We start from the raw sequence: 24726 nt of genomic DNA on the forward strand, positions 1-24726 counted from the left end.
GGTCGCAAAATAGTTACGGGCTCGCAATAACGCGAGCGCTAAGGCGCAATACCATGAGGGTGAGTTATGACTTCAGGCATTTCAGTTGATCTCAGCGGCAAAGTTGCACTCGTGACGGGAGCGAGTTCGGGTATTGGTGCAGCAGTCGTAAAGGCGTTTGCCCGCAATGGTGCATCTGTGTTCGTAAACTATCCCAATGATACTCAGGCCGGGGCGGCTGAAGGGGTGGCAGAGGAAATAAGAGCCAGTGGCGGGTCGGCGCAGACGATAGCCGCAGATGTGTCGGATGAGGTGCAAGTTGCCACTATGTTCCAAGTGATCACTCAAGCGGCTGGAAGGCTCGATATCTTGGTCAATAATGCGGGGATTGCCCACTCGAGCCCTGTAGAAACCCTCGCTTTAAGCGATTTTCAAAGGGTAATGGACGTGCACGTTACGGGAACCTTTTTATGCAGCAAAGCTGCAATCGCGATGATGTACGTCCAAGAGCAGGGCTGCATTATTAACACCGCCTCGCAGCTGGCCTATATTGGAGCTCCCGCATTCTCACATTACACGGCGGCAAAGGGTGCGATTCTGTCTTTTACCCGCAGTCTTGCGCTGGAGGTCGGTAGCCGGAATATACCCGTCAATGCGGTGGCACCGGGTGCCACTATGACGCCGATACTAGAGGATGTGCCCACTGAGGTATTGGACGTCATAAAATCTAATATTCCTGCAGGAAAGATCGCCGATGTAGACGATATCGTTGGCGCCTATCTGTTTTTAGCCAGTGATGCGGCAAGACACTTCAGGGGCCAGTGCATAAGCCCGAATGGGGGGGATGCTTTCCTCTAGCGGGGCTTAGGCCTCATTGCCATGCCGAGCGTATTGTCCCATTGCCTGAACTCGGTCATTGAAAAAGGCGATTAACTGTTGGCGGCTTGCCAGCTCCGCGACCTCGTGTCCCATGGTGCTTTGATCAACCCCATAACTTAAGCCTCCCGCGGCATCAGAGTTGTTACCCGCAGCAAGGAGCTTCGCCGCTTTCTGGGCCTTGCTGTCTGGCTCGGTGGTGCTATGGGGTGGACTTACGCGACAAAACTATCAGCCGATGCGCCGCAAAAAAACCAACGATGCTGGAAGCCCCAAAAAGGGCGTAATACACCTGATACCCGGTCTGGCCTGACCAACGCTCCATACACCAAGATTGCACCGCAGGCACATAAATATCAGGGGTGTAGGCAATCAAGCTAATCATGCCAACAGCGAGGCCTCGGGTGCTGGTAGACACGTTGCAGCTGTCCAGAGTGGCCCAGAAAATACCACGAACACCGTAGGACAGGACGCCGATCAACATGACCATTGGGAATAGCACAGCGACCGCGGTGGTTGGAGGTAGCAGCGGTAGAGACGCTAGGGCGGCACCACTCAATAGCATGAGTATGGCCAGAAACTTGACGACATGAAAATAGTCGCCAATAAAGCCAGCTAGAACGCCACCAATGGGGCGCATCCAAAGGCGTGCGAGGGTAATCGATCCTACTGTGACCGCGCTGAGTTCAAATACCGACTCGAGAAGCCCCGCCAGAGAGTAGGTAACCCAAAACATTTGATAGCCAATCAGGATGGTGATGGCGGCAAGCCAGATACTGGGATTACGAATAAGAATGGCGAAATCACTGAGCAAGCCTGAATCTGAGGATGCGGCAGTGTTTTCGATGGGCTCTTCCGAGGGATTATGAAGTGCCCAAAATATGACGGGCGCCATGACGAGCGCTGCCCCCCCGTAAAACTGCACTACCGCAATCAGCGCCACATCTTTTGCTGTGCTCACGGATTCGAGTAAGTAAGCAAAAACGGCAAGGCCTATGGTGGCGAGCATCGCTTCCACAACGCCTCTACCGCTCTCAAGAATACCGAAAAATCGGCCCTGTTGATCATGAGGCGCGAGTAACGAGGTGCTCTTTATTAATGCCCCCCAAAGCGTCAGCCCGCTGGTGATACCCCAGCCAATGTAGATAAGTTTGATTTGAGCAAAACTGGGCACCGTGCTGAGCCACAGAGCCAGTAAACCGGTGCCTGCCAGTGAGCTTCCCAACAGCCATTTAGAGCTGAAGCGATCTGAAAGCCAGCCGCTGGGCAAGTAGGTTAGAAAAAACATCAGACCCAGTATCGAGTGGCACTCGCCGAGCTGCTCCAGCGAAATACCGTAGGTTTCCAGCATCGAGCCCTCGAAATTTTGTCGCATGTACACCACAGGATAAATAGAACCTGAGGCGACAATGAGAATGAACAGCTGAAAGTAGCGCTGGCGCATTGAGGGTGCTGACGTCTCGATGATGGACTCCTTGGTTACCAATAATTGTAAAGTGCAGACCCGATGAATGTACCCAAGGCGTAACCCAGTACGCCGACTAAGACACCGGGAGTTACTTGGTCGCGCCAGCCTTTGGCTGCAGCCATGGCGGGTGCTGTTGTAGCACCAAGAATGGCTGCGTTAGAGGCGGTTAAGAGCTCGGGCAAGGTCAATCGGGTGAGTGCACCGATAAAAAGTAAAGTGGTCAGGTGCACGGAAAGCAATATCAGGACAACAACGATTAGTGTGGGTGCCACGCTTACCATCGCCGTGAGGTTGGCGCCCGCTGCGATGGCTGCAAAAAAAGCAAACGACAGGGCAACACCCAGCTCAAATGCGCCCGCCAGCCACTCCCGGATAGCGGGAACTAGCGTTGCCAGCACGAGGGTAAGTGTTGTCAATGTGACGTAGCGATAGCTGCCCATATCAAAATAGGCTACCAGCCCATCGCTCATTGCCACTAGGGCCCCAGCACAGGCGATAGCGAGGCATAGTGACTGTGCTGTCACTGGTGGGGGCGTTGCTTGCGATATTTCGGAGGGCGACGACGTGGTTGGATGCGCCGGGAAAAAGCGCGCTAGTCTAGCGACCCCGGGTAGCAGAGCAATCAAGCTGAGATAAACAGCACTAAAAAGGTTGTCTGCAGCGGTTGCCGCTGAAAAAAATGACCGATCTTGATTCAAGCCGGTCATTTCTCCCAGCGCGGCGTAGTTGACGGAACCACCAATATACGTCGAGGCAAACAGCCCCACGATGGCCGCTTCTCGGTCTGACTCCTGAAGTGGCGCTCCTGCGCCCAAGCTACTGAGGTCCAATAATGTTGCGGCCACAACAATGCCGGCAACCGTACCAATAGTAGCCACTAGAAAGGCGAGGGTTGTCCTTGATGCCTCTCGCCAAAGACGACGCAGGTCAGCTTGAAATAGAAACAGTGGAATTAACATCGGTACTAAAAAAGTAAAAATGAAGTCATAGACGGGAGCGCTGTGTGGAATAACTCCCAGATTCGCGGCCAAGATGGCCGCAAGAATCACCATAACAGTTCCTGTCAATTGACGACCGAGACGGGTCTTCTCCAGCAAAAATGATGCGCCGGCTAAAACCATGATCACCGCAAAGATACCAAGGTGGTTCTCTGGATTAATTGCTAACATTCGAGCTTCCAGTCTACGAAGGCGTTAAGCTAGCACGATAGCGGCACAACGTCGCCCAAGGCACCGTTATTGGTTCTTTGTCATTCCTTTGTTCTTTTGGGAAAAGGGTTCACTGCGTCATGAATGAGATGACCCCCAATGCCTCCTGCGAGGCGCTTGTTCAGCTTAAAGCCGCCTTGCGTAAGAACCGGCGGGATGCCCACCATCGTTATTTTCAAATGGCGACCGTGACGGCAGAGGGCCATCCAAAAAATCGAACGGTAGTGTTTCGGGGGTTTGGCGCCGACGATACATCGCTCCTTGTGATTACCGATCGTCGAAGCGAGAAAATTGTGGAGCTTGAGCAAAACGCCGCGGTTGAGGTCGCCTGGTATTTCACTCGGACACGAGAGCAATTTAGGATATCAGCAGTAACAACTTGCGTGGATTACCGAGGTCAGTCAAAGGAGGACTTAGCGCTGCGCGAACAGGTTTGGCAGCAACTGTCTGAGGCTGCTAGGGCTCAATTTTTTTGGCGCAGCCCTGGGCGACCTGTAGATACCGGGGCCGCAGCCGCGATCACCGACGCCCCGCCTGAAACATTCGCGCTGCTTAAGTTGAACCCAGTCGCGATCGATCATTTGGTGTTGAGCAAAGTGCAGACACGCAGACTCAGCCAGTTGAAGGATGGGCGTTGGCACGAGCATTGGGTTAACCCTTGATCTTCGCTTCTAGGGTGCATCAGTGACGCTGCAAGAGACGCTGCAACTGGCGGCGCAAAAGCTACAGGAGGGGTTGCCCGAGCAGGCGCTCGCTGTCTTAGAACCTCAGCGAGAGCTGTGTACTCGCGTCGCTGATTTCTGGCAGCTTTTGGCTCTGGCCTACAAAGCTATGGGGGACAGTGCGGCGGCAGAGGCGGCGTTTACCACCAGCATAGCGATCGACCCGCAACCCCATGTCCTCACGAACTTGGCCAACCTTCATCGGAGTCTGCGTCAGGCTGAGACCGCATTAGGCTTTTACGATCAGGCCCTGGCACTGGCACCTGATCACCTACCCGCACAAATTAATCGAGGAAGGGCTTTACTTGATCTAAGCCGTAACAACGACGCACGTCTTGCCTTCCAAACAATCTTGCAGGCTAATCCTGGCCATCGCAATGCCACCCTCGGTCTTGCTCAAGCATCGCAACAGATCGGAGAGCAAGAGCAGGCTTTAGGATTGTTTCAATCGGTACTTGAGGGAGATCCCGACAACACAGTGGCTATTAATGGTATGGGGGTATCGCTCAAAACCTTAGGTTACATAGATGATGCCGTGAATTATTTGCAAGCCGGTGCTCAGCAAGCACCAGAGTCTCCCGAGCTATTTACGAACCTTGCCAGTGCTCTAGCTCAAGCAGATAGGGAGGATGAAGCGGTCGCCGCATATAATCGCGCACTCGAACTCAGTCCTTACGATCTAGATTTACACGATTGGTTCAATGGTTATCTTGGCGTGATCGCGCACCCCCAATATTTAGACTCCTATCGCAGGGTCCTTGAGCAGCAGCCCGCTAACGGGAGGATTGCTACCGCACTTGCCAGAAAGTTGCTGTTGAACGGCTGTGGCTCTGAAGCCCAGTCCATTCTTGAGGCGGCTAAGTCAGCCGGGGGTGAGCAAGCGTTACTTGAGGCTGAACTCAGTCACGTTTGTCGGGAGCAGGGCTTTTATAGTGAGGCATTGGAGGCGGTTCGATCTGCAATGAGGCTGGCGCCGGGGGACCCCAGTGTGCAGCGGGAGTTGGCAACGACCTTAATGGCCGCAGGTGAGGACTATGGCGAGGCGCTGCAGATCTTGGATGATTTACTGCAACGTTACCCACAAGATCAGGGACTGTGGGCCTTATGCGCGACAGCGCTGCGGTACACGGAAAACACCGAGCGCTATGCGCGGTTGGTCGATTACGATCATATGGTGCAGGTTCGAAGCGTTCGTGCCCCCGATGAATTTGAGAGTCTAAGGGCGTTTCTGGCCTACCTTCGGGACTCTCTCAACCTTTTACACACCACCCAACGCCATCCTGTTGAACAGTCGGCGGTGAACGGTACGCAAACTCTCGATGACTTATTCAGTCGTCGCCATCACAGTATTGAGTTGTTGCAGCAGGCCTTAGAAACCCAGCTGTATTCAGTCCTCCAAAACCTGCCGGTGGATGATGCGCATCCTCTCCTAGGTCGAAACACGGCGGGGTTACGTTTCTCGGATTCCTGGTCTATCAGGCTTCGGGATCAGGGCTATCATAAAAATCATTTCCACTCACAAGGTTGGTTGTCGAGTGCCTTTTATCTTAGGGTGCCTGACTCCATTAACTACAGTGCCGCCGAGGGGTGGATAAAATTCGGTGAGCCGGGCTTTAGAGCTCGCGAGCGATTATCGGCGGAGTATTGGATTCTCCCCAGAGAAGGCACGTTGGTCGTGTTTCCTTCCTATCTTTGGCACGGTACCGAGCCCCTCAGTCAGACTCGCGAGCGCATGAGCGTGGGCTACGATATTTTACCGAGTTAATCGCAACTGGCGTCTATTTTGCGCGAACCCAGCTATTGGTGAGTTGTATGATGGGCTGCTATGAAATGCGCCGTTCGATGCCTTGCCAGTAGGGTTCCCGTAACGTTGTTTTCAATATTTTTCCTGAAGGGTTTCTGGGTAGTGCTGCTATGCACTCGACACGACGTGGAATCTTAAAGCCCGCTAGCTTATCCCGGCAAAAGGCAACGACATCATCGGCATCGATCATATGGTCGGGTTGTAGTGCAAATATGGCGAGCAGTGCTTCACCGTAGGTGTCGTCAGGAATGCCAATAACAGCAACTTCAATAACACCTGGGATGCCCGAGAGGACGTTTTCTACTTCCACGGGATACACGTTTTCACCCCCTGTCACCACCATGTCTTTGAGACGATCACGAAGGTAAATGTAGCCCTCCTCGTCAATAGTTCCGGCATCTCCAGTCATAACCCAACCATCGATTAACGTTTCAGCTGTGGCTTGTGGGCGATTGAAGTACTCCAACATATTACTGGCAGATCGTAAGCAGATTTCTCCTGTTTGGTTGGGCCCGAGCTCATTGCCCTGAGCATCAACAATTTTGACTTCATTGCCGGGGCAGGCTTTGCCGCAGGAGGTCAGCAAATGAGGGGCTCCGGCGATTGCTTTTTCATGATCTTCGGGTGACAGCGCGATTACTGTTCCCGATGTCTCGGTCATACCGTAGACCTGACTGAAGCGGCTATCGAAGACCTCTAGAGCCTCCTCCAGCAGGGTTGCACTGATGGGTGATGCTCCATAGGCAATATTTTCTAATGAGCTAAAGTCATAATCGCGAACGTTCGGCACGAGTTTCACAATAGCTTGAATCATCGCAGGAACCATAAACATCGAGGTCACGCTTTGTGCCTGAATCGTCTCGACCACGCGTAGCGGGTCAAAAGCTTCATGCAAAATATTGTGAGCGCCATAAGCGAGACCGATATAGGCGACGCCAGTACCGCCAATATGAAAGAGCGGGGCGACCACTAAATTGATGGTGTCGGCATTGTAGGCGCCGTGGTTGGCGATACCCATCATTTGCGTCAACGATAAAATATTGCGATGACTCAGTACCGCGCCTTTGGGTTTGCCAGTGGTTCCGCTGGTGTAGAGCTGCAGGGCAGGGCTATGTTCGTCGACTTGGCCGATTTCTCGATGGGGTTCAACTTCTTGGTTTATCGCTGTATACAGCGTTAGGAAAGCATCGCTTCGATTGGCAATTAGCCGGGTGGGCAGCTCACGAATGGCGATGGTTTGGGTGATCGTTGCATCAATGCTGTCGTCGGTAACAAAAAGAATATCGACCTGAGCATCATCGAGGACAAACGCCAGCTCCGCGGGTGCGAGTCGAAAGTTTACCGAGACCGTGACGGCACCGATGCGGCTAGCCCCCAAGAGTATTGCGAAATAAGCCGCCGAGTTGAGCCCCAGCACGCCGATTCGGTCTTCTTTTTTGACACCGGCGTCGAGAAGTAGCCGGGCTATTGTGTGCGACCGGTCAACCAGCGTTCGGTAATCCCACTCAAAGTCATGGCCGTTAAGCGCTGCATGGGTGGGGCGCCGCTCGGCGTGGTAGTCGATAGGTTGGTGTAGCAGCATGTTCGACGTCCCTCGTCTTATAGTTCTAATTGGAAAGCTTTGGTTTTGTTGTTCGAACGACAATAGGCAGCAACACTCTAATGATCAAGCTTCAAAACAGCAGTTATTCTTTAGTTAGTAGCGGCCATAAACTGAGGAAGCGTTTATGAGGCCAAAGTTTTCAGGGTGTTATTGCGAGGTCAACTCTTGGTACACCACTGCTTTAAGTTTTGATGAGCGGCAATTACTTAGTGGCATTGCTCGGTCGTTTAAACCTCCGCTGAAAAATCGCGACGCAAAACTTTGGTAAAGAATAGAAAGGTTTAGTGACGCGATGTGGTTTTGCCATTATTCCTGAATTATCCAGAGTCGCAGCACATAAAAAAGCACCCCTAAGGGTGCTGCTGTAACTCAGAAGGTATTACTGCGTAGGGTCTGCGACGTCATAAACGTAAATCAGATCTTTAGAGCAGGTAGTCCCAGTGGTTTCACATGCCGTTCCGTTGTAGAGAGTGCTAAGAGGGTCTGACTTGAGGCCTGTGTTTGGCTCCCGCATTCCGGAGTTGTTCCAGTCGACGAAAAATGATTCTGGCGCTTCCAGCTTGTCATCGTCGTTAAGGTCCAAAAACGCTTCTCCTTTATCATCTTTATCGGGCTGGAATTCGTGTTTATCGGGATCGATTTTGTCGCTGGTAAAATAGCCATCGCCATTTTTATCGATGAAATCTTCCTCGCCGAGGGTGTAGGCCAATACCCGAACAGCTGAGTTATCAGGACACTCCGTTGGGCTAACCATATTCTCGGGTGCTACCCACTCGACGATACAGCGGCCAAAACTTTCAGCCCCAAAAACGCAAGAGCCGGTAGAGCCATCGTCCCCAGATTGACCCACACCTCCGCAGCTCGAGACAACATTGGCAACTGTCCCATCGACCACGGGGTTGCCCGTACGGTCAAAGGCCGCAATCTCTAGCGTGCAAACGGTACCCGCCGTATCAGTGGCCCCCGTACAGGGGATTGTGGGTGATTTATAAATGTTATAACGACTGGCTACGGGCACTCCCACCGCAATAGTTAGCGTATCTGACAGCACAAGGGGATAACTGGGATCATTACAATCGTTTGTCAGACAGGCTTTCACTCTAACGGGTGTCGGTAACGTTCCCGATTCTACGACGGCCCTAACAATCCCTTGCGCGTCAGTGGTGTCGGTGGCTGTCTCCAAAGCTACGCCACCTAAATCCGTAGTGAGGGTGAATTGAACCGCAGCACCGGCGACCCCTGCGCCCTCTGAATCAAGCACTTGGTAGCTGACAATCGAGGTTTCCTGAGTGCCGGCCCCACCCCCTGAACCTTTAATTGCGATAGTGGTTGGCGCAGCACTCACAAACAACAGTCGCAATTTGTTTTCGGGCAGATCCTTTGCCTCCATGCTCACACTAGTGACATCTTCATAAATGTTGCCATCAGTATCGGTAAATGTTGCTGTGAGCAATCCGGCACCCGTCGTGCCATCCCCAATTATTTGGAAGTTGGCATTACCATCAGAGTCAGTCAGAGCCTGCCCATTACTGGGGGAAATTGAGCCTACCGTCGTTGCTAGCGCGATTAATTGGGCTCGGACGGACGATGTGGCACTCGCAGTCAGTTTGACGACCACGTCTACACCATCCTCATCGAAGTTGCTGCCTGACGCTGGCGATGTGATATCAAGACCGTAAAGTGGTGCGCCTTGGCTGGAAGTGACGTTGAGGCTATTGCTAAATGTATTGCCCTCGGCAGAGGTGTAGCCTGCTGTCACAGCACCGGCGCCATTGATACCGCTGTATTGAAGTGTAAAAGTGGCGTTGCCTGAGGCGTCGGTGATGGCTGAGCCATTACTAGGGGTAATGTCAGAGATTTGACTGGTCAGGGACACTAGTTCACCAGCAACAGCCGGGCCTGAGGCTGAACCCGAGCGCAAATTGACTGTAACAGTCACTGGGTTAGATGGCGTTAGTGAGCCCGTGCTGCGGCTCATGCTCAGGACATAAAGGCTTTCTGCATCTGTTTGTGCTTCGAGATTTTCAGTGAGCTGCAGATCACCCTGCGCAGTTGCATAAGTGGCAGTGACAGTTCCCGCACCGACCGTGCCGTTAAACTCCAAGGTGAATTCTGCGACGCCATTGTCTGTGAGGGCCGATCCATTAGAGGGCGTAACACTACCCAAGTCAGTGGTTAGGTTGATGATTTCATCAGCAACGTTTTGGACTTCGCCATCGAAATCGACTAGTGAGACACGAACAGTAAGGGGGTTGTCTTGTTTTAGAATGTTGCTAGCGTTGCCATCAGCGTCCAAAGTCACGATCGCCAGGGCGGTGTCTGACTCCGCCGAAACCGATTCCAAGACCGCGGTCTCGATCAATGAGGCGTTGTCGTTAGCAAAGCTTGCAGTAACCGTACCGGCCCCTAAGGTGCTGCCCGCTGTAAGCGTGAATTCCGCAACGCCAGCCGCATTTGTCAGGGTACTGCCATTTGCTGGCTCAACGGTTGCGATGTCACTGGTAAGATTGATAATTCGCAATTCAACAGCTGCTTTGTCTGATGTCGTAGTTAGGGTTACGCGAGCAGTCACCGGCGCCTCAGCGGCGATTTCAGTCGTGGTATTGCCGGCAGCGTCTAGGAGCTCTAAGTCCAAGATAAAACTACCTATAGTGGAATCGGCTGCCTTAGCTTCTATGTTGAGTGATCGCGAAAAAACCTCACTGGCCGTGTCTGCTGCGTCTGTCGATGGCGCATAAGTGGCGGTAATGACACCGGCTCCCAGGTCGCTCTGGGCTTCGATCAAAAAGGTTACCTGTCCGCTATCGTCCGTCAGTGCAGAGCCATTGGAGGGGTCGACGGTGCCAATTGAACTCCCCAATGTAATAATTTCATTGGACACTGGGGTTTTGATGATCCCCTCAACACTGAAAAGCGTGATGGTGACAGTTAGGGGGTCGGTGCTAGAAAAGCGTTGCGTCACATTGCCTGAGGGATCTGTCGTTGCAAGGTCCAAAAGGTAAGCAGGTGGTCCTGCAGCCGCCTGAATGCTCAAAGATACGTCAACAGACTGCGCTGACTCGGTATAGGTGGCGGTCAAGGTGCCCGCCCCCTCGGTGCCATCAAACGTGACTTCAAAAACTGCAACACCGTTGGCGTCAGTGAGTGCTGAACCATTATCGGGGCTAACCGTGCCTATCGTAGCTCCGAGCTCAACAACGGCATTGGCTATCGGGTCGCCATTGCTGCGCTGGAGGGAGACTTCGATGGTCAGGGGATTGGTGTTTGAGAGTTGATTGTCAACGTCGCCTGCAGCGTTGGTCGCCGCAATGGCAATGACCGCATCAATCTGGTTGGCACCTTCGTTACCTAAGAAACCACCACCGCCTGTGCCGCCACCGCCGCCGCCGCAGGCGGCAATCAGCAGTCCCACCACAGTAATACTGGTAAACCGGATCGTTGTCCTTAACCACCGATTGAGCATTGTACGTTCTCCCTGTAGAGCTGAAGCCCTGAGGCGCCATTAGTCGATATGACTTTATCATGGCAAGCGCTAGGAAGCAGTGCGGTTGCCAATGAAAATCTTAGGCGGCACCGGGTTAAAAAACCGCATTTTCCACGAGATTTTTTATTTTAATGGCAGTTAAGTCTGCCTTAGTAAACCGCTGCTGTTATTCTATATCGATGCCAATTGCCACTGCCATGAATCAGCAAATCCCCTCCTTGAGCGCCGCCGTTGTGCTTTATCACAGCTCGCTGGAGCAGCTGGAAGCTTTGGTGGCGAGTTTGGATAAAAGTGCCCAATCTATCGGCGCTGAACTACCGCTCTATTTGGTGGACCAAAGTCAGTCAGCTATTTACTCAGCGGCGGTGCGGGAGATGACTCGTAAAGTGGTCACCGGAGGCTCGCTGCAGCTCCACTATATTGCTCGGGAGAGCAACGACGGTTACGGCGCGGGACACAACACGGTTTTAGACAAGATGTTGGGGGACTATCACTTAATGTTGAACCCCGATGTTGAACTTTCTGAGGATGCCTTGGTTCAGGTGTTGAAGAGTCTGCGAGATCACCCTGATGTCACAATTATGGCGCCACGAGGTGCCAACGAGTTGGGGGATGAGGAGCATCTGGCCAAGCGCTACCCGAGCGTTTTGGTTCTGCTTTTGAGAGCTTTGGGCCTACCATTCTTGTCCCGCTGCTTTTCCCAGCGATTGGCGTCGTACGAGCTGAGAGATTTGTCGGATGAAGGCGACTTGCAGGACGTTCCGCTATTGTCTGGATGCTTTATGGCTGCGCGATCAGATGCATTACGGGCGGTCGGTGGCTTCAATGAGCGGTTTTTTATGTATTTCGAAGATTACGATCTGTGCATGCGTCTAGCGAGCATTGGACGGGTGGTCCGAGACCCTAATGTACGCATTATCCATCATGGGGGCGGGGCGGCTAGGAAAGGATTTCGTCACATTGGCTGGTTCATGTCAGGGGGAATTCGTTTCTTTCGAACATGGGGTTGGCGTTGGGTCTAACGATGGGACGTGCCACAATATGACCATGGAAGAAATCGATCACCAAAATCTATGGGCTGCTGAACAACGGCGACGAGGCATCCTATCGCTGCTTGGGGTGCAACCTCTAGTGGCGCGCTTCAACCCTCCGGGTGCCCGAGTTGCGAAGCAACTTGAATGTCCTCCAGAAGCTGAAGTCAGCCCCGTGGCGAGCTCGATCCAACATGAGGACATCCCGAGTGGGGCTCAAGTGAGTCAGGGGCCCCCCGCGCAGGGCCAACCCTCTTCTAAGACGGCCCAGCAACGGTCTGAAGGTTTCGGTACCTCCGAGCGGGTGAGAAATCAAAGTGAACCGAAGCCCAGCGCGCTTACGTTGGCCGATACCGAAGCCGTTGCGTTTCAGCTGCTCATTGTTGAAGCGGGCTCATGGTTATGGCTCGAACAAATTGAGGATAGCCTCATTCGGAGGGAGCAATTGCAGTTGGTTGAAGGTATGGCTCGAGCTATTACTCAAGGTGCAGTCAACCTGAAGCACCACCAATTTGATTGGCCCTTGGCTGAACACGCCCACCTGTCTAAAGATGCCGAGTCGGCAAAGCAAAGTGTTGCGGGTCAGTTACGGCGGCTTGCTCGGGAAAGGCAGGCGCTAGGTATGATCCTTATGGGGCCTGCCTGCAGCGAGTGGGTGAACGTGCCTCCAGCGCTGACCCAACTCATCATTCCGTCAACATTGTCCATGCTTGAAGAACCCTTACTCAAGCGAGAGGCCTGGCAGGTGCTTAAGACTCATACCCCCCGGTCTTGAGAGGCCACATCGCCCAATTAAACAGGTGTTGTCATGGGTGCACAGCCGATACAAGCAATAACGAGAGAAAAATTAAGGCCGCTCTATGAGGCAGCCGATGGCCCATCATTAAACTTTCTCATGGATTTGATCGCGCAACCGGCTACGTGTAAAGCCTGGTATTGGGCGGACGGCGCTGAGGCTGCTGCGAGCGCTTGGTTTACGCATGTGGGTGAGGAATGCGAACTCATAGACATTCGCGTTGCCGAAAATAAACGTCGCATAGGGCTGGCTGCATCGTTATTAAGTTTTGCGCTGATGGAGCTGAAGTGTTTTGGGGCGACCGTCTGTAGGCTGGAGGTCCGGCAGAGTAACCATGCGGCCAGGGGGTTGTATGAAGGTCTGGGTTTTGAAACTGTTGGCCAACGGCCCAATTATTACCGTGTTCAAGAGGGTAGGGAGGATGCCATTCTTATGGCTGTAAATATTGAGGCGATGCTCAATCCATGAATATTTTAGAGACCGATCACTGGTGTCTGTTACTTCCCCCCGAGTGGTCGGGGGATTATGACGATGACGTGGTTAGAATTGGTGATGCCGATGAGGTGGGAGAAATTGAGATCACTACCTTGTGCAAAGACAGCGGGAAGGTAACGCCCTCTGAAATCGTTGCAATGGCAAAGGAGGAGTCACCGGAAGTCGCCAGCTGGAAAGACACTGAGATCGGTCAGTTCAAGGGATTAACCGGAAGCTTCCTCGACGAGGATACCCACGTTCAAGAGTGGTATGTTTCGGCCACGTCAGTCCTGCTCTACATTACCTACGTCTGTGATGCGGAGAATGCAGGTATGGATGACGCGGCTGTAATCGAGATTTTAGGAACTTTAGTCGTCGCGGATTAAAGCGGCACCGTCAGGATATTTTCCCGGTAACTCGAACGCGTTTGGTACCGGCAATAACCGGGGCTTTGGTTGCCTCAGATCTGCGAGTTGCAGCGTTGTCCCAAGCGTTTTTACCGGCAATGAGAAAGCCGGTCACGATAAATGCGCCGGGAGGCAGGATAGCCAGTAACAGCGCGGGGTAATCTGCCGAGATTATGAAGTGCCATTGTCGGGCACCATCACCAAAAAGCAGCTGCATGTTTGCAAACAAGCCGCCTGTTCCCAGCAACTCGCGAATCGCCCCCAAGACGACCAAAACAGCACCAAAGCCAACGCCCATGATAAAGCCATCGTAAATTGAGGGTAATACCGGGTTCTTCGCTGCGAAGGCGTCCGCCCGGCCAAGAATGATGCAGTTTGTTGTTATAAGCGGCAGAAAAATACCCAGAATTTGATAGAGCTCGTAGGTGTATGCCTGCATGAGCAGTTCAATGGCTGTCACTGATGCCGCAATGATCATGACAAAAACGGGGAGTCGAATCGTATCTGAGACAACATTCCGCACCACCGATACGCAAAGATTGGAACTGACTAAAACGAACAAGGTGGCTGCTGCCAGGCCGAGAGCATTCACAACAGAGGCGGAGACCGCAAGCAGGGGGCACAACCCCAGTAGCTGCACCAAAGCGGGATTATTTTTCCAGAGTCCATTGTGGGTTAGCGTGGCGTAGGTTGGTGTTGTCATGGGCCAGTCTCCACGGCGGTATTGTGCGTCGGGTCTACCTCGAATAGCCGGTCTCGATGCAGGGCTTGATACTCAAGTGTGCGACGGATGGCGGCAACAACGGCTCTAGGCGTCACCGTAGCGCCAGTAAATTGGTCAAAAGCACCGCCATCTTTTTTGACGCTCCACTCAGGCTGTAAGGGAGACCGTAGCGAACGTCCGTCAAAGCTCAGTATCCAAGGTGACTTTCTGGTGTCGATGCCATCCCCCAGCCCCGGTGTTTCTTTATGAGACACGACTCGGGCACCCGCGATCTCGCCGTCGGCGGTGACACCAACGAGTAATTCGATGTCTCCGCTGTAGCCGTCTCGCGCTGTTGCAGGAAGAATGACACCCACCACGGTTTCATCGATTCGCACGGTGTAGCCACTGCGTTCGCTCCGCAGTTCCAATAGTGGGGTGTTGGCTTCAAGCGTAAAACGATCATCGATAAGGCTGTTGTTGTGGGTATTGGCAGGAAAAATTTCTAATAGCTGCCGCGCTTCGGCCTCACGTATTGAACGCTCAATATCCGTTTTTGTTGTGGCCCACGTCCATGCAATCAATGCGGCAGCTAATGCTGCGAAAATACCCAGAAACAGTGCAGAACGTGAAATCGCAACGGCGGCCTTCACTCGTCATCCCTCTTACTAGGTTTATGACCATAGGTGACCGGCTGTGTGTACTGATCAATAAACGGCGCCGCGAAATTGAGAATTAAAACGGCAAAAGCCACGGCATCAGGATAATTGCCCGCCACCCGGATCAGGTACAGCAGCACCCCGACTAGGGCCCCAAACACGAGTCGCCCGCGATTCGATGTCGCGCCGCTAACAGGGTCCGTAATGATAAAAAAGGCTCCAAACATGGTGGCGCCGCTGAGCCAATGAAATAAGGGCGAGCCGCCACTCTCGGAGCTGCCGCTATCGAAACCGATGGCTGCACAAAGCCCTAAAGTGAAAAGCATGGCGACTGGGGCATGCCAAGTAAAGATGCCGCGATAAATCAACCAGGCCCCACCTGCCAGAAAAGCGATGTTCACCCACTCCCAGCCAATTCCCGCCCACTGACCAAACTGAGGACTGTTGTTATAGAGATCGTCCAGTAACAGCCCTTTATTCTGGCGCAGAATATCGAGGGGCGTTGCCATAGTGACGCCATCATAGCTGGCAGGTACTAATAGGGCGGTCAGGGACTCAGCGACGCCGGGTATCTCGCCAAGGCCCCGAGGAGCTTGCCAGCTCGACATTTGTAGGGGGAATGAAATTAGCAGCACCACGTAACCAACCATGGCGGGGTTGAAGGGGTTGTAACCCAAACCACCGAAAACATGCTTACCTAGAATGACTGCCGACAAAATACCGGCTGTGACCAACCACCAGGGAGCGTAAGGGGGGAGTGCAATACAAAGCAGCGTGGAGGTTACAAGCACGCTGTAGTCTTGCAAATACCGCTTTGGGTTGCGGTCTCGAAGGCGCAGCGCGCTGTATTCGAGGGCGAGTGCCAATAGGCCCCCGAATAAAATATTGATCAGGGTGCCCGGGCCAAAAAACCACGTTAAAACCCCAATGCCAGGAAGCGTGGCCAACAAGACGGCCTGCATAACCTGAGTGGTTGTGAGGGGGCCGTGGCCATGGGGTGAAGTGATACGGAGGAAGTTCAAGAGCCGCTTTCCTCATTACCCGCGCTTTCTTTTTTTGCCTTAGCTCGGGCAATGGCAGCAGCGACAGGGTCGTCGGCGCCGCCTGCAGCCGCCTTTTTCTCAGCCGCGGCACGGCGGGCTGCGCGTTGTGCCTCGCGCGCAATGGCTTCTTGTTCTAGTCGTGCTTCACGGGCTTCGAACCGATCTCGAGAGCGGTCTGACCGTACTTTCTCGGCCTTGGACTCGCGTATCATTCCCTTGGCGGCTCGATAATATTGCACCAGAGGAATATGGCTGGGGCATACCCACGAGCACGCACCGCACTCAATACAATCGGCTAAATGATGGCGCTCTAGTTGTTCCTGATCTTTAGCACGGGCATACCAGTAAAGCTGTTGAGGTAACAGTGAAGCTGGACAAGCCTCCGCACAAAGCCCACAGCGTATACAAGCCTGCGCATCTGGGGGCGTTGGCAACTCCTGTTCTGTGGGAACAAGAATACAGTTTGTGGTCTTCACAATGGGAACCGCGGCAGACTCAAGAGCGAAGCCCATCATGGGTCCACCATGAATAAGTCGCCGGTTTTGACTGGGGTCAAAGCCGGCGACGGTCAGCAGATGCTCAATTGGGGTCCCCAATCGGGTACGGTAATTGCCGGGGCGCATAAGAGCGCGTCCCGTCAAAGTCACAATGCGGTCAGTGAGGGGTTTGCCATGACAGACTGCATCTCTTGCGGCTACTGCCGTTCCCGGGTTCTGGCAAACAATCCCCAAGTCAGCTGGGAGCCCTCCGGCAGGAACTTGTTGTCCGGTCAAAATCTCGATGAGCTGCTTCTCACCTCCGGATGGATATTTTGTGGGGAAGGTCATGACCTTGCAGTGCTCGCCTGCAGTCTCTGCTGCTTCGCGCATAGCCGCGAGTGCTGCGGGTTTATTGTCTTCGACAGCCAGTAAAATATCTTCAACAGCTAATATCCGTGCAAGTATTTGAGCGCCTTCGACAATGCCTGCCGCGTCAACCTGCATAAGCGTGTCGTCGGCGGTAATGTAGGGTTCGCACTCTGTGCCGTTAATGATTAACGTGGTTAAGGGCAGCCGCTCCCTAGCCATGAGTTTTACTGCGGTTGGAAACCCGGCGCCGCCCATGCCGGCAATGCCTGCAGCACTTATGCGGGAGATTAATGACTCGGGCGTTTCAGTGCGCCAATCCTCGCAACCGCGGCATTCTATCCAGCGATCTTCACCATCACAGGCGAGCTCCAAGCACAAGTTATCAAGTGCCGAGGGGTGAGGTACTGGCCTGGGTTCTATGGCAATGACAGTACCTGAGGTGGGTGCGTGCAGCGGTACGCTGACCATGCCGTCTGCCTCCGCCAAGAGTTGCCCTCCCAGCACATAGTCGCCAGGCTTTACGCATAAACTCGAGGGCTTACCGATATGTTGCGACAGCGGCAGAACGAGTGATTGAGGTAAACCTGCATCTAACACCGTGCCAGGGTTGGAAAGGTGCTTTTCCTCTTCTGGGTGGATGCCGCCATGAATGTTAAAAAAAGTGTTCATGCGGCTTCACGATCTGTAGCGATGATGTTGTTTTTATTTTCGCTGGGCTCGGGCAGCTCCCAGCGCCAGTGTTCAATACCGCCCTTGCGCGGCAGCATATCGATGCAATCCACAGGGCAGGGTTCAACGCACAGGTCGCAGCCTGTACATTCATCTGCAATCACCGTGTGCATCAGCTTGGCCGCGCCTAAAATGGCGTCAACAGGGCAGGCCTGAATGCACTTGGTGCAGCCAATACACTCGTCCTCACGGATGTAGGCCACGTTGGGCTCTTTTTCTTCGCCGTGTTCTGCATCGAGGGTTAGAGGCTCGACATCCAATAAATCGGCAAGGGCGTCTATGGTTTCTTGCCCCCCGGGTGGGCACTTGTTAATCGCTCCGCCCTCTGCAATGGCGGTGGCATAGGGCTTACAGCCAGGGTGGCCGCACTGGCCGCATTGCGTTTGCGGTAGCAACTGATTGATTTGATCAACAAGTGGGTTGCCCTCAGTTTTAAAGCGCACTGACGCGTACCCCAATATGCCACCAAATCCCAGCCCCAGACCTAAAAGGGCTAGTAGAGCTGCGAGTAGGGGGTCGCTTTGAAGTAGGGTCAGCATTCTTACACCAACCCTGCAAAGCCCATGAAGGCAAGGGAAGCAAGTCCGGCAGTGATCATGCCGATAGCGGCCCCCTGAAAAGGTTCGGGAACGTCGGCTACGGTGAGGCGCTCGCGCATGGCTGCGAACAACACTAAAACTAAGGAAAACCCCACAGCGGCGCCAAATCCATAAAATAAGGATTGGGTGAAGTTATGTGCCTGATTGATGTTGAGTAACGCCACCCCTAACACGGCGCAATTGGTGGTAATCAACGGCAAGTACACGCCCAACACGCGGTGCAGTAGCGGGCTGGACTTACGCACCACCATTTCAGTGAATTGCACAACGACGGCGATAACCAAGATAAAGCTTATGGTGCGTAGGTAGGTGAGGTCTAGGGGTACCAGCAGCCATGTGTAGGTGAGATAGCTGCAGACCGATGCGAGTGTCAGCACAAAAGTTGTGGCAGCCGACATACCCATCGCCGTCTCAAGTTTATTGGAGACGCCCATAAACGGACACAACCCCAAAAATTGGACAAGAACAAAATTATTGACGAGCACTGTCCCCGCTAGGAGTAGTGCGTAATCGGCCAGCATGCGCAGCTCCGGCAACCCTGAAGTTTAGTCTGGCCCTATTCTAGACAAAACCGAGCGTTACGGTAATGTTTTGGTGTTATATGCTTAAGACTTTCCGTCCTCGACCATAGCGGCAACATTATCGGGGTCTACCCGCTGCAACAGCGGCTGAAAGTCGTTTAACTCATGAGCCAATAACGGCGCATCGAGGTCATGCCAGTTTAGGTTAACCTTGAGAAATAATTCCGACCGCTCTGCCATGTTGGGCAGAACAGGCTTCAGGTAGGTGATCAGTGCACGGAAAAGATTGATTCCTACCGAGCATACCGCCTGCACCTCAGCCTCGCTGCCCGGCTCTTTTGCGAGAACCCAGGGCTTTTTGTCATCGATGTACTGATTAGCTTGGTCGGCTAAGGCAATGATTTCACGCATAGCACGACTGAACTCACGGGCTTCGTAAAGTGCGGCTATATCGTCGCCGGCGTCGATAAAACGTTGAACTAGGGCGGGCTCTGCACACTGCACACTTAGGGTGTTGGCAAACTTTTTACGCAAAAACCCCGCGCATCGACTCGCAATATTGACCACCTTGCCGACTAAATCTGAGTTTACGCGTTTGATGAAGTCATCGAGATTCAAGTCGAAGTCATCAACGCCGGCCCCCAGCTTGGCAGCAAAGTAGTAGCGCAGGTACTCAGGGTCAAGGTGTTTTAGATAGGCACTGGCATGTATGAAGGTGCCGCGGCTTTTAGACATTTTTGTCCCATCAACGGTCAGGAAGCCGTGGGCGTAAATAGCTGTCGGTAGACGCAACTCTGCAGCTTGCAGCATTGCCGGCCAAAACAAGCCGTGGAAGTTGATGATGTCTTTACCAATAAAGTGATAGAGCTCAGTGTCATGTCCCGGCTGCCACCACTGATCGAAATCGACGTTCTCCCGCTGGCAGTAGTCAAGGCAGCTGGCAATATAGCCAATGGGGGCGTCGAGCCAGACGTAGAAATATTTTCCCGGGTGTCCGGGGATCTCAAAGCCAAAGTAGGGGGCATCGCGACTGATGTCCCAATCCTGCAGACCTGCGTCGATCCATTCACGTAATTTATTGCGAATAGCGGGTTGCAGACTGCCGCTTGATGTCCACTTTTCAAGAAGTTCGTGGAAATGGGATAGCTGAAAAAACAGATGATCTGACGCTTTTTCAATGGGTGTGGCCCCTGAAAGCGCTGAAACAGGATCGATCAGATCTGTGGGGCTATAGGTGGCCCCGCAGGCTTCGCAGTTGTCGCCGTATTGATCGGGAGTTTTGCAGCGCGGGCAGGTTCCTTTAATGAACCGATCGGCTAGAAAAAGACCTTTGTCGGGGTCGAAAGCTTGAGTGATTTCGCGGCTGCCAATGTGTCCCTGAGTGTCTAATCGGCTGAAAATTTCAGCGGACCACTGTTGGTTTTCGGGGGAGTGGGTGGAGGCGTAGTTATCAAAACCAATGACAAAGCCCGTCGAATCTTCTAAATGGTTTAGCCGAACGCGCTCAATGTGTGTTTCTGGCGAAGTTCCGGCTTTTTCTGCCGCAAGCATGATAGCTGTACCATGGGCGTCGTCCGCGCACACGTATATACATTGGTGTCCTCGTGAGCGCTGAAACCTCACCCAGATATCGGCTTGCACCTGCTCCAATATGTGTCCAAGGTGCAGCGGAGCATTGGCGTAGGGGAGGGCTGATGTGACGAGTATATTCCGCGTTGCAGAGGTCATACGGGACTAGAGCCTGATAATGAAGTGAGCGAAGTCTACCGGAACACAAGCACTGTTTCATGCTGAGTTGAGCCAGTTAGGTATACTTGCGCTCTTTTTTACCCAGCCGGAAAAATGGGCAGCCAGAAAATGCAAACACAACCGAAATATATTGTCGCCATCGCCTCCGGAAAAGGGGGGGTGGGAAAATCCACGGTCACCATGAATCTTGCCTTCGCACTGCAGCAGCAAGGTCGGTCGGTTGGTCTGTTGGATGCGGATATTTATGGGCCCAGTCAGCGTCGTATGCTGGGCGTGAGTCCGGAAATTACGCCTGAACAGGAGGGTGAAAAATGGCTCCACCCTGTTTCAGTAAACGGAATCAAAGCCATGTCGATGGCGTTTCTGACAGATGAGTCAACTGCCATGGTCTGGCGGGGGCCCATGGCGAGCGGAGCGCTGGTTCAGATGCTTGAACAAACCCTTTGGGGGGAGTTGGACGTTTTGTTGGTCGATATGCCTCCGGGCACCGGAGATATCCAGCTGACGCTGGCACAAAAGGCGGCCTTAGCGGGGGCAGTCATCGTGACCACGCCACAGGATATTGCCCTTATCGACGCCAAGAAAGGCATTGAGATGTTCCGCAAGGTAGACATCCCCGTGCTGGGGGTAATCGAGAATATGGCCACCCACGTATGCTCGCAGTGCGGGCATGAGGAACCAATATTCGGCAGTGGCGGTGGTGAGCAAATGGCAGGCCAATACGATGTTGATGTGCTGGCTAGTCTTCCCTTATCGAAGATTGTTAGGGAAACTGCCGATGCGGGTGTCGCCATGCTGCATGAAGCGCCTGAGGATCCTGCTTCCCAGGGCTTTCAGCAGGCTGCGTCCGCCTTATGGCTGAGCCTTTGTGCCGCCAAACCTAATGCAGGGCCCGTAATCACCATGGGCGACGATTGAACCTAGAGCTGGAGTACTGATTTTGACGATTAAATCTGACCGCTGGATACGTGAAATGGCTGACACAAAAGGGATGATTGAGCCTTTTGAGTCAGGTCAGGTCCGACAGAGAGGAGATGAAAGACTGATTTCCTACGGCACCTCTAGCTACGGCTACGACGTGCGCTGTAGTCGCGAGTTTAAAGTCTTCACTAATATAAATTCAGCGACGGTAGATCCCAAAAACTTTGATGAGGGCAGCTTTGTCCATGTGGAGAGTGATGTCTGCGTGATTCCGCCAAATTCCTTTGCGCTGGCCGCAACGGTCGAATATTTTCGGATACCTCGTAATGTTTTGACAGTTTGTTTGGGTAAAAGTACGTATGCGCGCTGTGGGATTATCGTAAATGTCACGCCACTGGAACCTGAGTGGGAGGGGCATGTCACCCTCGAGTTTTCAAATACCACCACGCTGCCGGCAAAAATCTATGCCAATGAGGGGGTCGCTCAGATGTTGTTTTTTGAGTCGGATGAGGTTTGTGAAACCAGCTATGCGGACCGTGGTGGTAAGTATCAGGGCCAGCGAGGTGTGACCTTGCCCAAAGCTTAACGGCTGCTATCTCAGGGCTCGAGTGCCAAAGACTCAACGAGAATTTCAATCGTTGAGTTATCTTCCTCGTGCAAAGTGCGAACCATCAAATAATCTAGCGACGGTGCAATCCAAACATTGGAGCGCCGTGATGCCTCTGGCGAACGCACCTGCTCGAAGTGAAGAGTTTGCACGTCGCCGATAGGCGTCGTAAGCGTCTCTTTCCCCAAAAATTTCAACGTTCTTTGTTTGATCCTAGCGCCATCGACGACCTTGAACTTGAGGATATCGGGTGGAGCATCGGAGGTTTGCGCCGCTATTTTAAGATCTAGGCGAAGCTGCTCCTGTTGGCTCAGCTGATCGAGGACCCCCGCTGACCAGGAATGCTCTGTCCAGTCGCCTTTTTTCAAGCTTTTGATGACGCCATCCTCGGGTAAAAAAATAACCTCCCGTCGGCGGCGGACAACAGACTTAAGGTGGTAGCCGTAATCAATGCCTTGAATTTGCTCTCCAATTAGCTTGAATCGAGCGGATTCCTTAATCTTGGCGAACATAGAGCTGCCGTTGCTAGTAAGTGTGTAGCCATCATCGGTAGCCACGAGTTGGCGTTTAATCCGCACCTTCATTCCCATCGCTGTCGTTGAGTAAGTGGCTGTGTAGGGGGTCAGCGGGGTCGGTTCGGCAGCAGCAACGACAGTAAGCGGGCTCAATGCCCATAAAAAGAACAGCCCACCACACAGGAGTTTTTTCATCAGCTAGGCCTCCAAAGCTTCCCGCCGGGCGGGAGTATTTCGTCACCCCACATCACCCCTTGGGCGTTCAGACTGACTTCACCTGTCAGCAAGAGGTTGGCGGCATAGGGGTAAAGCTTATGTTCAAACGGCAGTACGCGACTCGCGAGTGATGCTGCAGTATCCCCATGCTCTATGGGTACCGGGGTTTGTAAGATACCCGGACCTTCATCGAGACCGGGGGTTACAAAATGAACGGTGGCACCGCTTTCCTGCTCCCCCGCATCTAGAGCTCGTTGGTGGGTGTTGAGCCCGCGGTATTTTGGTAGCAGCGATGGGTGGATGTTAATGAGTTGGCCGCGAAAGCGATCAACAAAATTGCCGGTCAGGATGCGCATGAATCCGGCTAGAACAATAACGTCGGGTTTAAATTCGTATATTTTTTCCGCGAGGACCTCATCAAAGGCCTCTCTGGACTCATACAAAGTGTGATCGACCACTGCGGTGGCGATGCCAGCGTCTTGAGCAATTTTCAGGCCCGCGGCTTCGGGGCGATTGCTGATGACAACCTCAACCGAACCCTGAAGTTCGCCGGCCTGTTGCGCTCGCAAAAATGCCCCAAGGTTACTGCCTCTGCCAGACAGCAGTAGCGCTAGGCGTCCCGAGCCCCCTTTCATCCTGAGAACTCGACCCCTCCAGCGCCGCTGACAATATCGCCTATTTGCCAGGCGGTGATGCCCGTGCCGGTTAGGTGATCTAGGGTTGTTTGTGCCTGATCAGCAGCCACGACAACGACCATGCCGACTCCGCAATTAAAGGTACGCAACATCTCGTATTGCTCGACGTTGCCGCCTTGCTGAAGCCATTCAAAAACAGCGGCTGGGCGCCAGCTGCTGAGATCGATTCGTGCGGTACAGCCAGTAGGCAAAACGCGAGGTAAATTTTCGGGGAGACCGCCACCAGTAATATGTGCCATCGCATGTATTGGCACAGCTTTTTGCAGGGACAAGAGCGCGCGATTATAAATCGTAGTGGGGGCCAGTAGCGCGTCTATTAATGTCTGTCCGTCAGAGAGGGGGGTGTCCAGCGCAGCAGATTGCACCTCTATGATTTTTCGAATGAGAGAAAAACCATTTGCGTGGGGGCCACTCGAGGGAAGGGCAATAAGCACATCACCATCAGCGACCTTTTTGCCGTCGATAATGTCTCTCTTCTCCGCCACGCCCACACAAAAACCGGCGAGGTCATAATCCTCGCCTTCATACATGCCGGGCATTTCTGCGGTTTCTCCGCCGACTAAGGCACAACCAGCTAACTCACAGCCCTTACCAATGCCGGTGACGACCTCTGCCGCAACGTCGATATTGAGTTTGCCTGTTGCGTAATAGTCGAGGAACAACAGGGGTTCAGCACCCACCACGGCAATGTCGTTACTGCACATCGCTACTAAGTCGATGCCAATCGAATCGTGACGCCCAGCTGTCATGGCGAGTCGCAGTTTCGTGCCAACCCCATCGGTGCCCGAGACGAGTACCGGCTGCTCAAATCCTTGGGGTATTTCTACCAGCGCACCAAAGCCTCCAATGCCGCCCATCACTTCGGGTCTTCGAGTTGCTGCGGTGACACTTTTCAGGCGATCAACCAATTCATTGCCGGCGTCGATGTCAACGCCTGCGTCTCGATAGGACAAGGTGGGCTTCTTTGAGGTATCGCTCATGGGTGCTAACGCCATTTGGTCAGAGGTGGTGGTGACAGGGTACTGGCTGGCTGTGAACTAGGGAAGCAACGCTCCAAGGTTTTCACTGG

The 24726-nt window shown here is 53.3% G+C and carries 23 protein-coding genes; 9 read left to right on the forward strand and 14 right to left on the reverse strand.

Going from position 1 to position 24726, the window contains the following annotated elements; all coding sequences use genetic code 11:
• Window positions 1-66 precede the first annotated feature (66 nt).
• Window positions 67-837: an SDR family NAD(P)-dependent oxidoreductase gene (locus tag ACMAZB_RS04140; protein ID WP_435214693.1), complete on the forward strand. Its 771-nt coding sequence runs from the start codon at window positions 67-69 to the stop codon at window positions 835-837.
• 220 nt (window positions 838-1057) lie between these two features.
• On the opposite strand, the gene ACMAZB_RS04145 is transcribed toward ACMAZB_RS04140, so the two are convergent.
• Together ACMAZB_RS04145 and ACMAZB_RS04150 are read right to left on the reverse strand one after the other, a co-directional pair.
• Window positions 1058-2299 (reverse strand): MFS transporter, encoded by a 1242-nt coding sequence (locus tag ACMAZB_RS04145; RefSeq protein WP_435219518.1) that lies wholly within the window; start codon window positions 2297-2299, stop codon window positions 1058-1060.
• Window positions 2300-2334: 35 nt separating this feature from the next.
• The gene (locus ACMAZB_RS04150) at window positions 2335-3492 is read right to left on the reverse strand and encodes a DUF819 family protein (RefSeq protein WP_435219519.1); all 1158 of its coding nucleotides are present in this window, start codon (window positions 3490-3492) and stop codon (window positions 2335-2337) included.
• 119 nt (window positions 3493-3611) lie between these two features.
• On the opposite strand from ACMAZB_RS04150, the gene ACMAZB_RS04155 reads away from it, so the two are divergent.
• A complete protein-coding gene (locus ACMAZB_RS04155; RefSeq protein WP_435219520.1) occupies window positions 3612-4193 on the forward strand; it encodes a pyridoxamine 5'-phosphate oxidase family protein in 582 nt (193 codons plus the stop codon).
• Window positions 4194-4215: 22 nt separating this feature from the next.
• A complete protein-coding gene (locus ACMAZB_RS04160; protein ID WP_435219521.1) occupies window positions 4216-6018 on the forward strand; it encodes a 2OG-Fe(II) oxygenase family protein in 1803 nt (600 codons plus the stop codon).
• Window positions 6019-6076: 58 nt separating this feature from the next.
• On the opposite strand, the gene ACMAZB_RS04165 is transcribed toward ACMAZB_RS04160, so the two are convergent.
• Window positions 6077-7639 (reverse strand): long-chain-fatty-acid--CoA ligase, encoded by a 1563-nt coding sequence (locus tag ACMAZB_RS04165; RefSeq protein WP_435219522.1) that lies wholly within the window; start codon window positions 7637-7639, stop codon window positions 6077-6079.
• A gap of 400 nt (window positions 7640-8039) precedes the next feature.
• Window positions 8040-11123 (reverse strand): beta strand repeat-containing protein, encoded by a 3084-nt coding sequence (locus tag ACMAZB_RS04170; RefSeq protein WP_435219523.1) that lies wholly within the window; start codon window positions 11121-11123, stop codon window positions 8040-8042.
• A gap of 218 nt (window positions 11124-11341) precedes the next feature.
• On the opposite strand from ACMAZB_RS04170, the gene ACMAZB_RS04175 reads away from it, so the two are divergent.
• From ACMAZB_RS04175 to ACMAZB_RS04190, 4 genes are read left to right on the forward strand one after another with little or no spacing between them, the layout of a single operon-like run.
• Window positions 11342-12166, forward strand: a complete 825-nt coding sequence (locus ACMAZB_RS04175; RefSeq protein ID WP_435219524.1) for a glycosyltransferase — start codon at window positions 11342-11344, stop codon at window positions 12164-12166.
• Between the two features lie 19 nt (window positions 12167-12185).
• A complete protein-coding gene (locus ACMAZB_RS04180) occupies window positions 12186-12950 on the forward strand; it encodes a hypothetical protein (protein ID WP_435219525.1) in 765 nt (254 codons plus the stop codon).
• A 33-nt stretch (window positions 12951-12983) separates the two neighbouring features.
• Complete coding sequence (locus ACMAZB_RS04185; RefSeq protein WP_435219526.1) at window positions 12984-13439, forward strand: GNAT family N-acetyltransferase; 456 nt, start codon at window positions 12984-12986, stop codon at window positions 13437-13439.
• Window positions 13436-13831: a hypothetical protein gene (locus ACMAZB_RS04190; protein ID WP_435214712.1), complete on the forward strand. Its 396-nt coding sequence runs from the start codon at window positions 13436-13438 to the stop codon at window positions 13829-13831. Before ACMAZB_RS04185 ends, ACMAZB_RS04190 begins: the two co-directional genes overlap by 4 nt.
• 10 nt (window positions 13832-13841) lie before the next feature.
• On the opposite strand, the gene ACMAZB_RS04195 is transcribed toward ACMAZB_RS04190, so the two are convergent.
• From ACMAZB_RS04195 to metG, 7 genes are all read right to left on the reverse strand, one after another.
• Window positions 13842-14555: an electron transport complex subunit E gene (locus ACMAZB_RS04195; RefSeq protein ID WP_435219527.1), complete on the reverse strand. Its 714-nt coding sequence runs from the start codon at window positions 14553-14555 to the stop codon at window positions 13842-13844.
• Entirely contained in the window at window positions 14552-15208 is a 657-nt protein-coding gene (gene rsxG, locus ACMAZB_RS04200; RefSeq protein ID WP_435219528.1) for an electron transport complex subunit RsxG, read from the reverse strand. The genes ACMAZB_RS04195 and rsxG overlap by 4 nt, the downstream gene beginning before the upstream one ends.
• Window positions 15205-16236, reverse strand: coding sequence for an RnfABCDGE type electron transport complex subunit D (locus tag ACMAZB_RS04205; protein ID WP_435219529.1), 1032 nt, complete (start codon window positions 16234-16236; stop codon window positions 15205-15207). Before ACMAZB_RS04205 ends, rsxG begins: the two co-directional genes overlap by 4 nt.
• Window positions 16233-17774, reverse strand: coding sequence for an electron transport complex subunit RsxC (rsxC, locus tag ACMAZB_RS04210; RefSeq protein WP_435219530.1), 1542 nt, complete (start codon window positions 17772-17774; stop codon window positions 16233-16235). The genes ACMAZB_RS04205 and rsxC overlap by 4 nt, the downstream gene beginning before the upstream one ends.
• Entirely contained in the window at window positions 17771-18373 is a 603-nt protein-coding gene (rsxB, locus tag ACMAZB_RS04215; RefSeq protein ID WP_435214722.1) for an electron transport complex subunit RsxB, read from the reverse strand. Before rsxB ends, rsxC begins: the two co-directional genes overlap by 4 nt.
• 2 nt (window positions 18374-18375) lie before the next feature.
• On the reverse strand, window positions 18376-18954 hold the full coding sequence (rsxA, locus tag ACMAZB_RS04220; protein ID WP_435214723.1) for an electron transport complex subunit RsxA: 579 nt from the start codon (window positions 18952-18954) through the stop codon (window positions 18376-18378).
• Between the two features lie 84 nt (window positions 18955-19038).
• Entirely contained in the window at window positions 19039-20682 is a 1644-nt protein-coding gene (metG, locus tag ACMAZB_RS04225; protein ID WP_435219531.1) for a methionine--tRNA ligase, read from the reverse strand.
• A 129-nt stretch (window positions 20683-20811) separates the two neighbouring features.
• Between metG and ACMAZB_RS04230 the strand changes: the two genes are divergently transcribed.
• Together ACMAZB_RS04230 and dcd are read left to right on the forward strand one after the other, a co-directional pair.
• Window positions 20812-21621: an Mrp/NBP35 family ATP-binding protein gene (locus ACMAZB_RS04230; protein WP_435214727.1), complete on the forward strand. Its 810-nt coding sequence runs from the start codon at window positions 20812-20814 to the stop codon at window positions 21619-21621.
• Between the two features lie 22 nt (window positions 21622-21643).
• Window positions 21644-22210: a dCTP deaminase gene (dcd, locus tag ACMAZB_RS04235; protein ID WP_435219532.1), complete on the forward strand. Its 567-nt coding sequence runs from the start codon at window positions 21644-21646 to the stop codon at window positions 22208-22210.
• Window positions 22211-22221: 11 nt separating this feature from the next.
• Here the strand turns inward: dcd and ACMAZB_RS04240 are convergent, their stop codons facing one another.
• From ACMAZB_RS04240 to purM, 3 genes are read right to left on the reverse strand one after another with little or no spacing between them, the layout of a single operon-like run.
• The gene (locus ACMAZB_RS04240) at window positions 22222-22941 is read right to left on the reverse strand and encodes a DUF3108 domain-containing protein (protein ID WP_435219533.1); all 720 of its coding nucleotides are present in this window, start codon (window positions 22939-22941) and stop codon (window positions 22222-22224) included.
• Window positions 22941-23597 carry a phosphoribosylglycinamide formyltransferase gene (purN, locus tag ACMAZB_RS04245; protein ID WP_435219534.1) on the reverse strand — a complete coding sequence of 219 codons (657 nt, stop codon included), beginning with the start codon at window positions 23595-23597 and terminating at the stop codon, window positions 22941-22943. The genes ACMAZB_RS04240 and purN overlap by 1 nt, the downstream gene beginning before the upstream one ends.
• Window positions 23594-24637, reverse strand: coding sequence for a phosphoribosylformylglycinamidine cyclo-ligase (gene purM, locus ACMAZB_RS04250; protein ID WP_435219535.1), 1044 nt, complete (start codon window positions 24635-24637; stop codon window positions 23594-23596). Before purM ends, purN begins: the two co-directional genes overlap by 4 nt.
• Between the last annotated feature and the right edge of the window lie 89 nt (window positions 24638-24726).

The sequence above is a fragment of the Luminiphilus sp. nBUS_07 genome, from assembly GCF_051201685.1.
In the GTDB taxonomy this organism is placed as follows: domain Bacteria; phylum Pseudomonadota; class Gammaproteobacteria; order Pseudomonadales; family Halieaceae; genus Luminiphilus.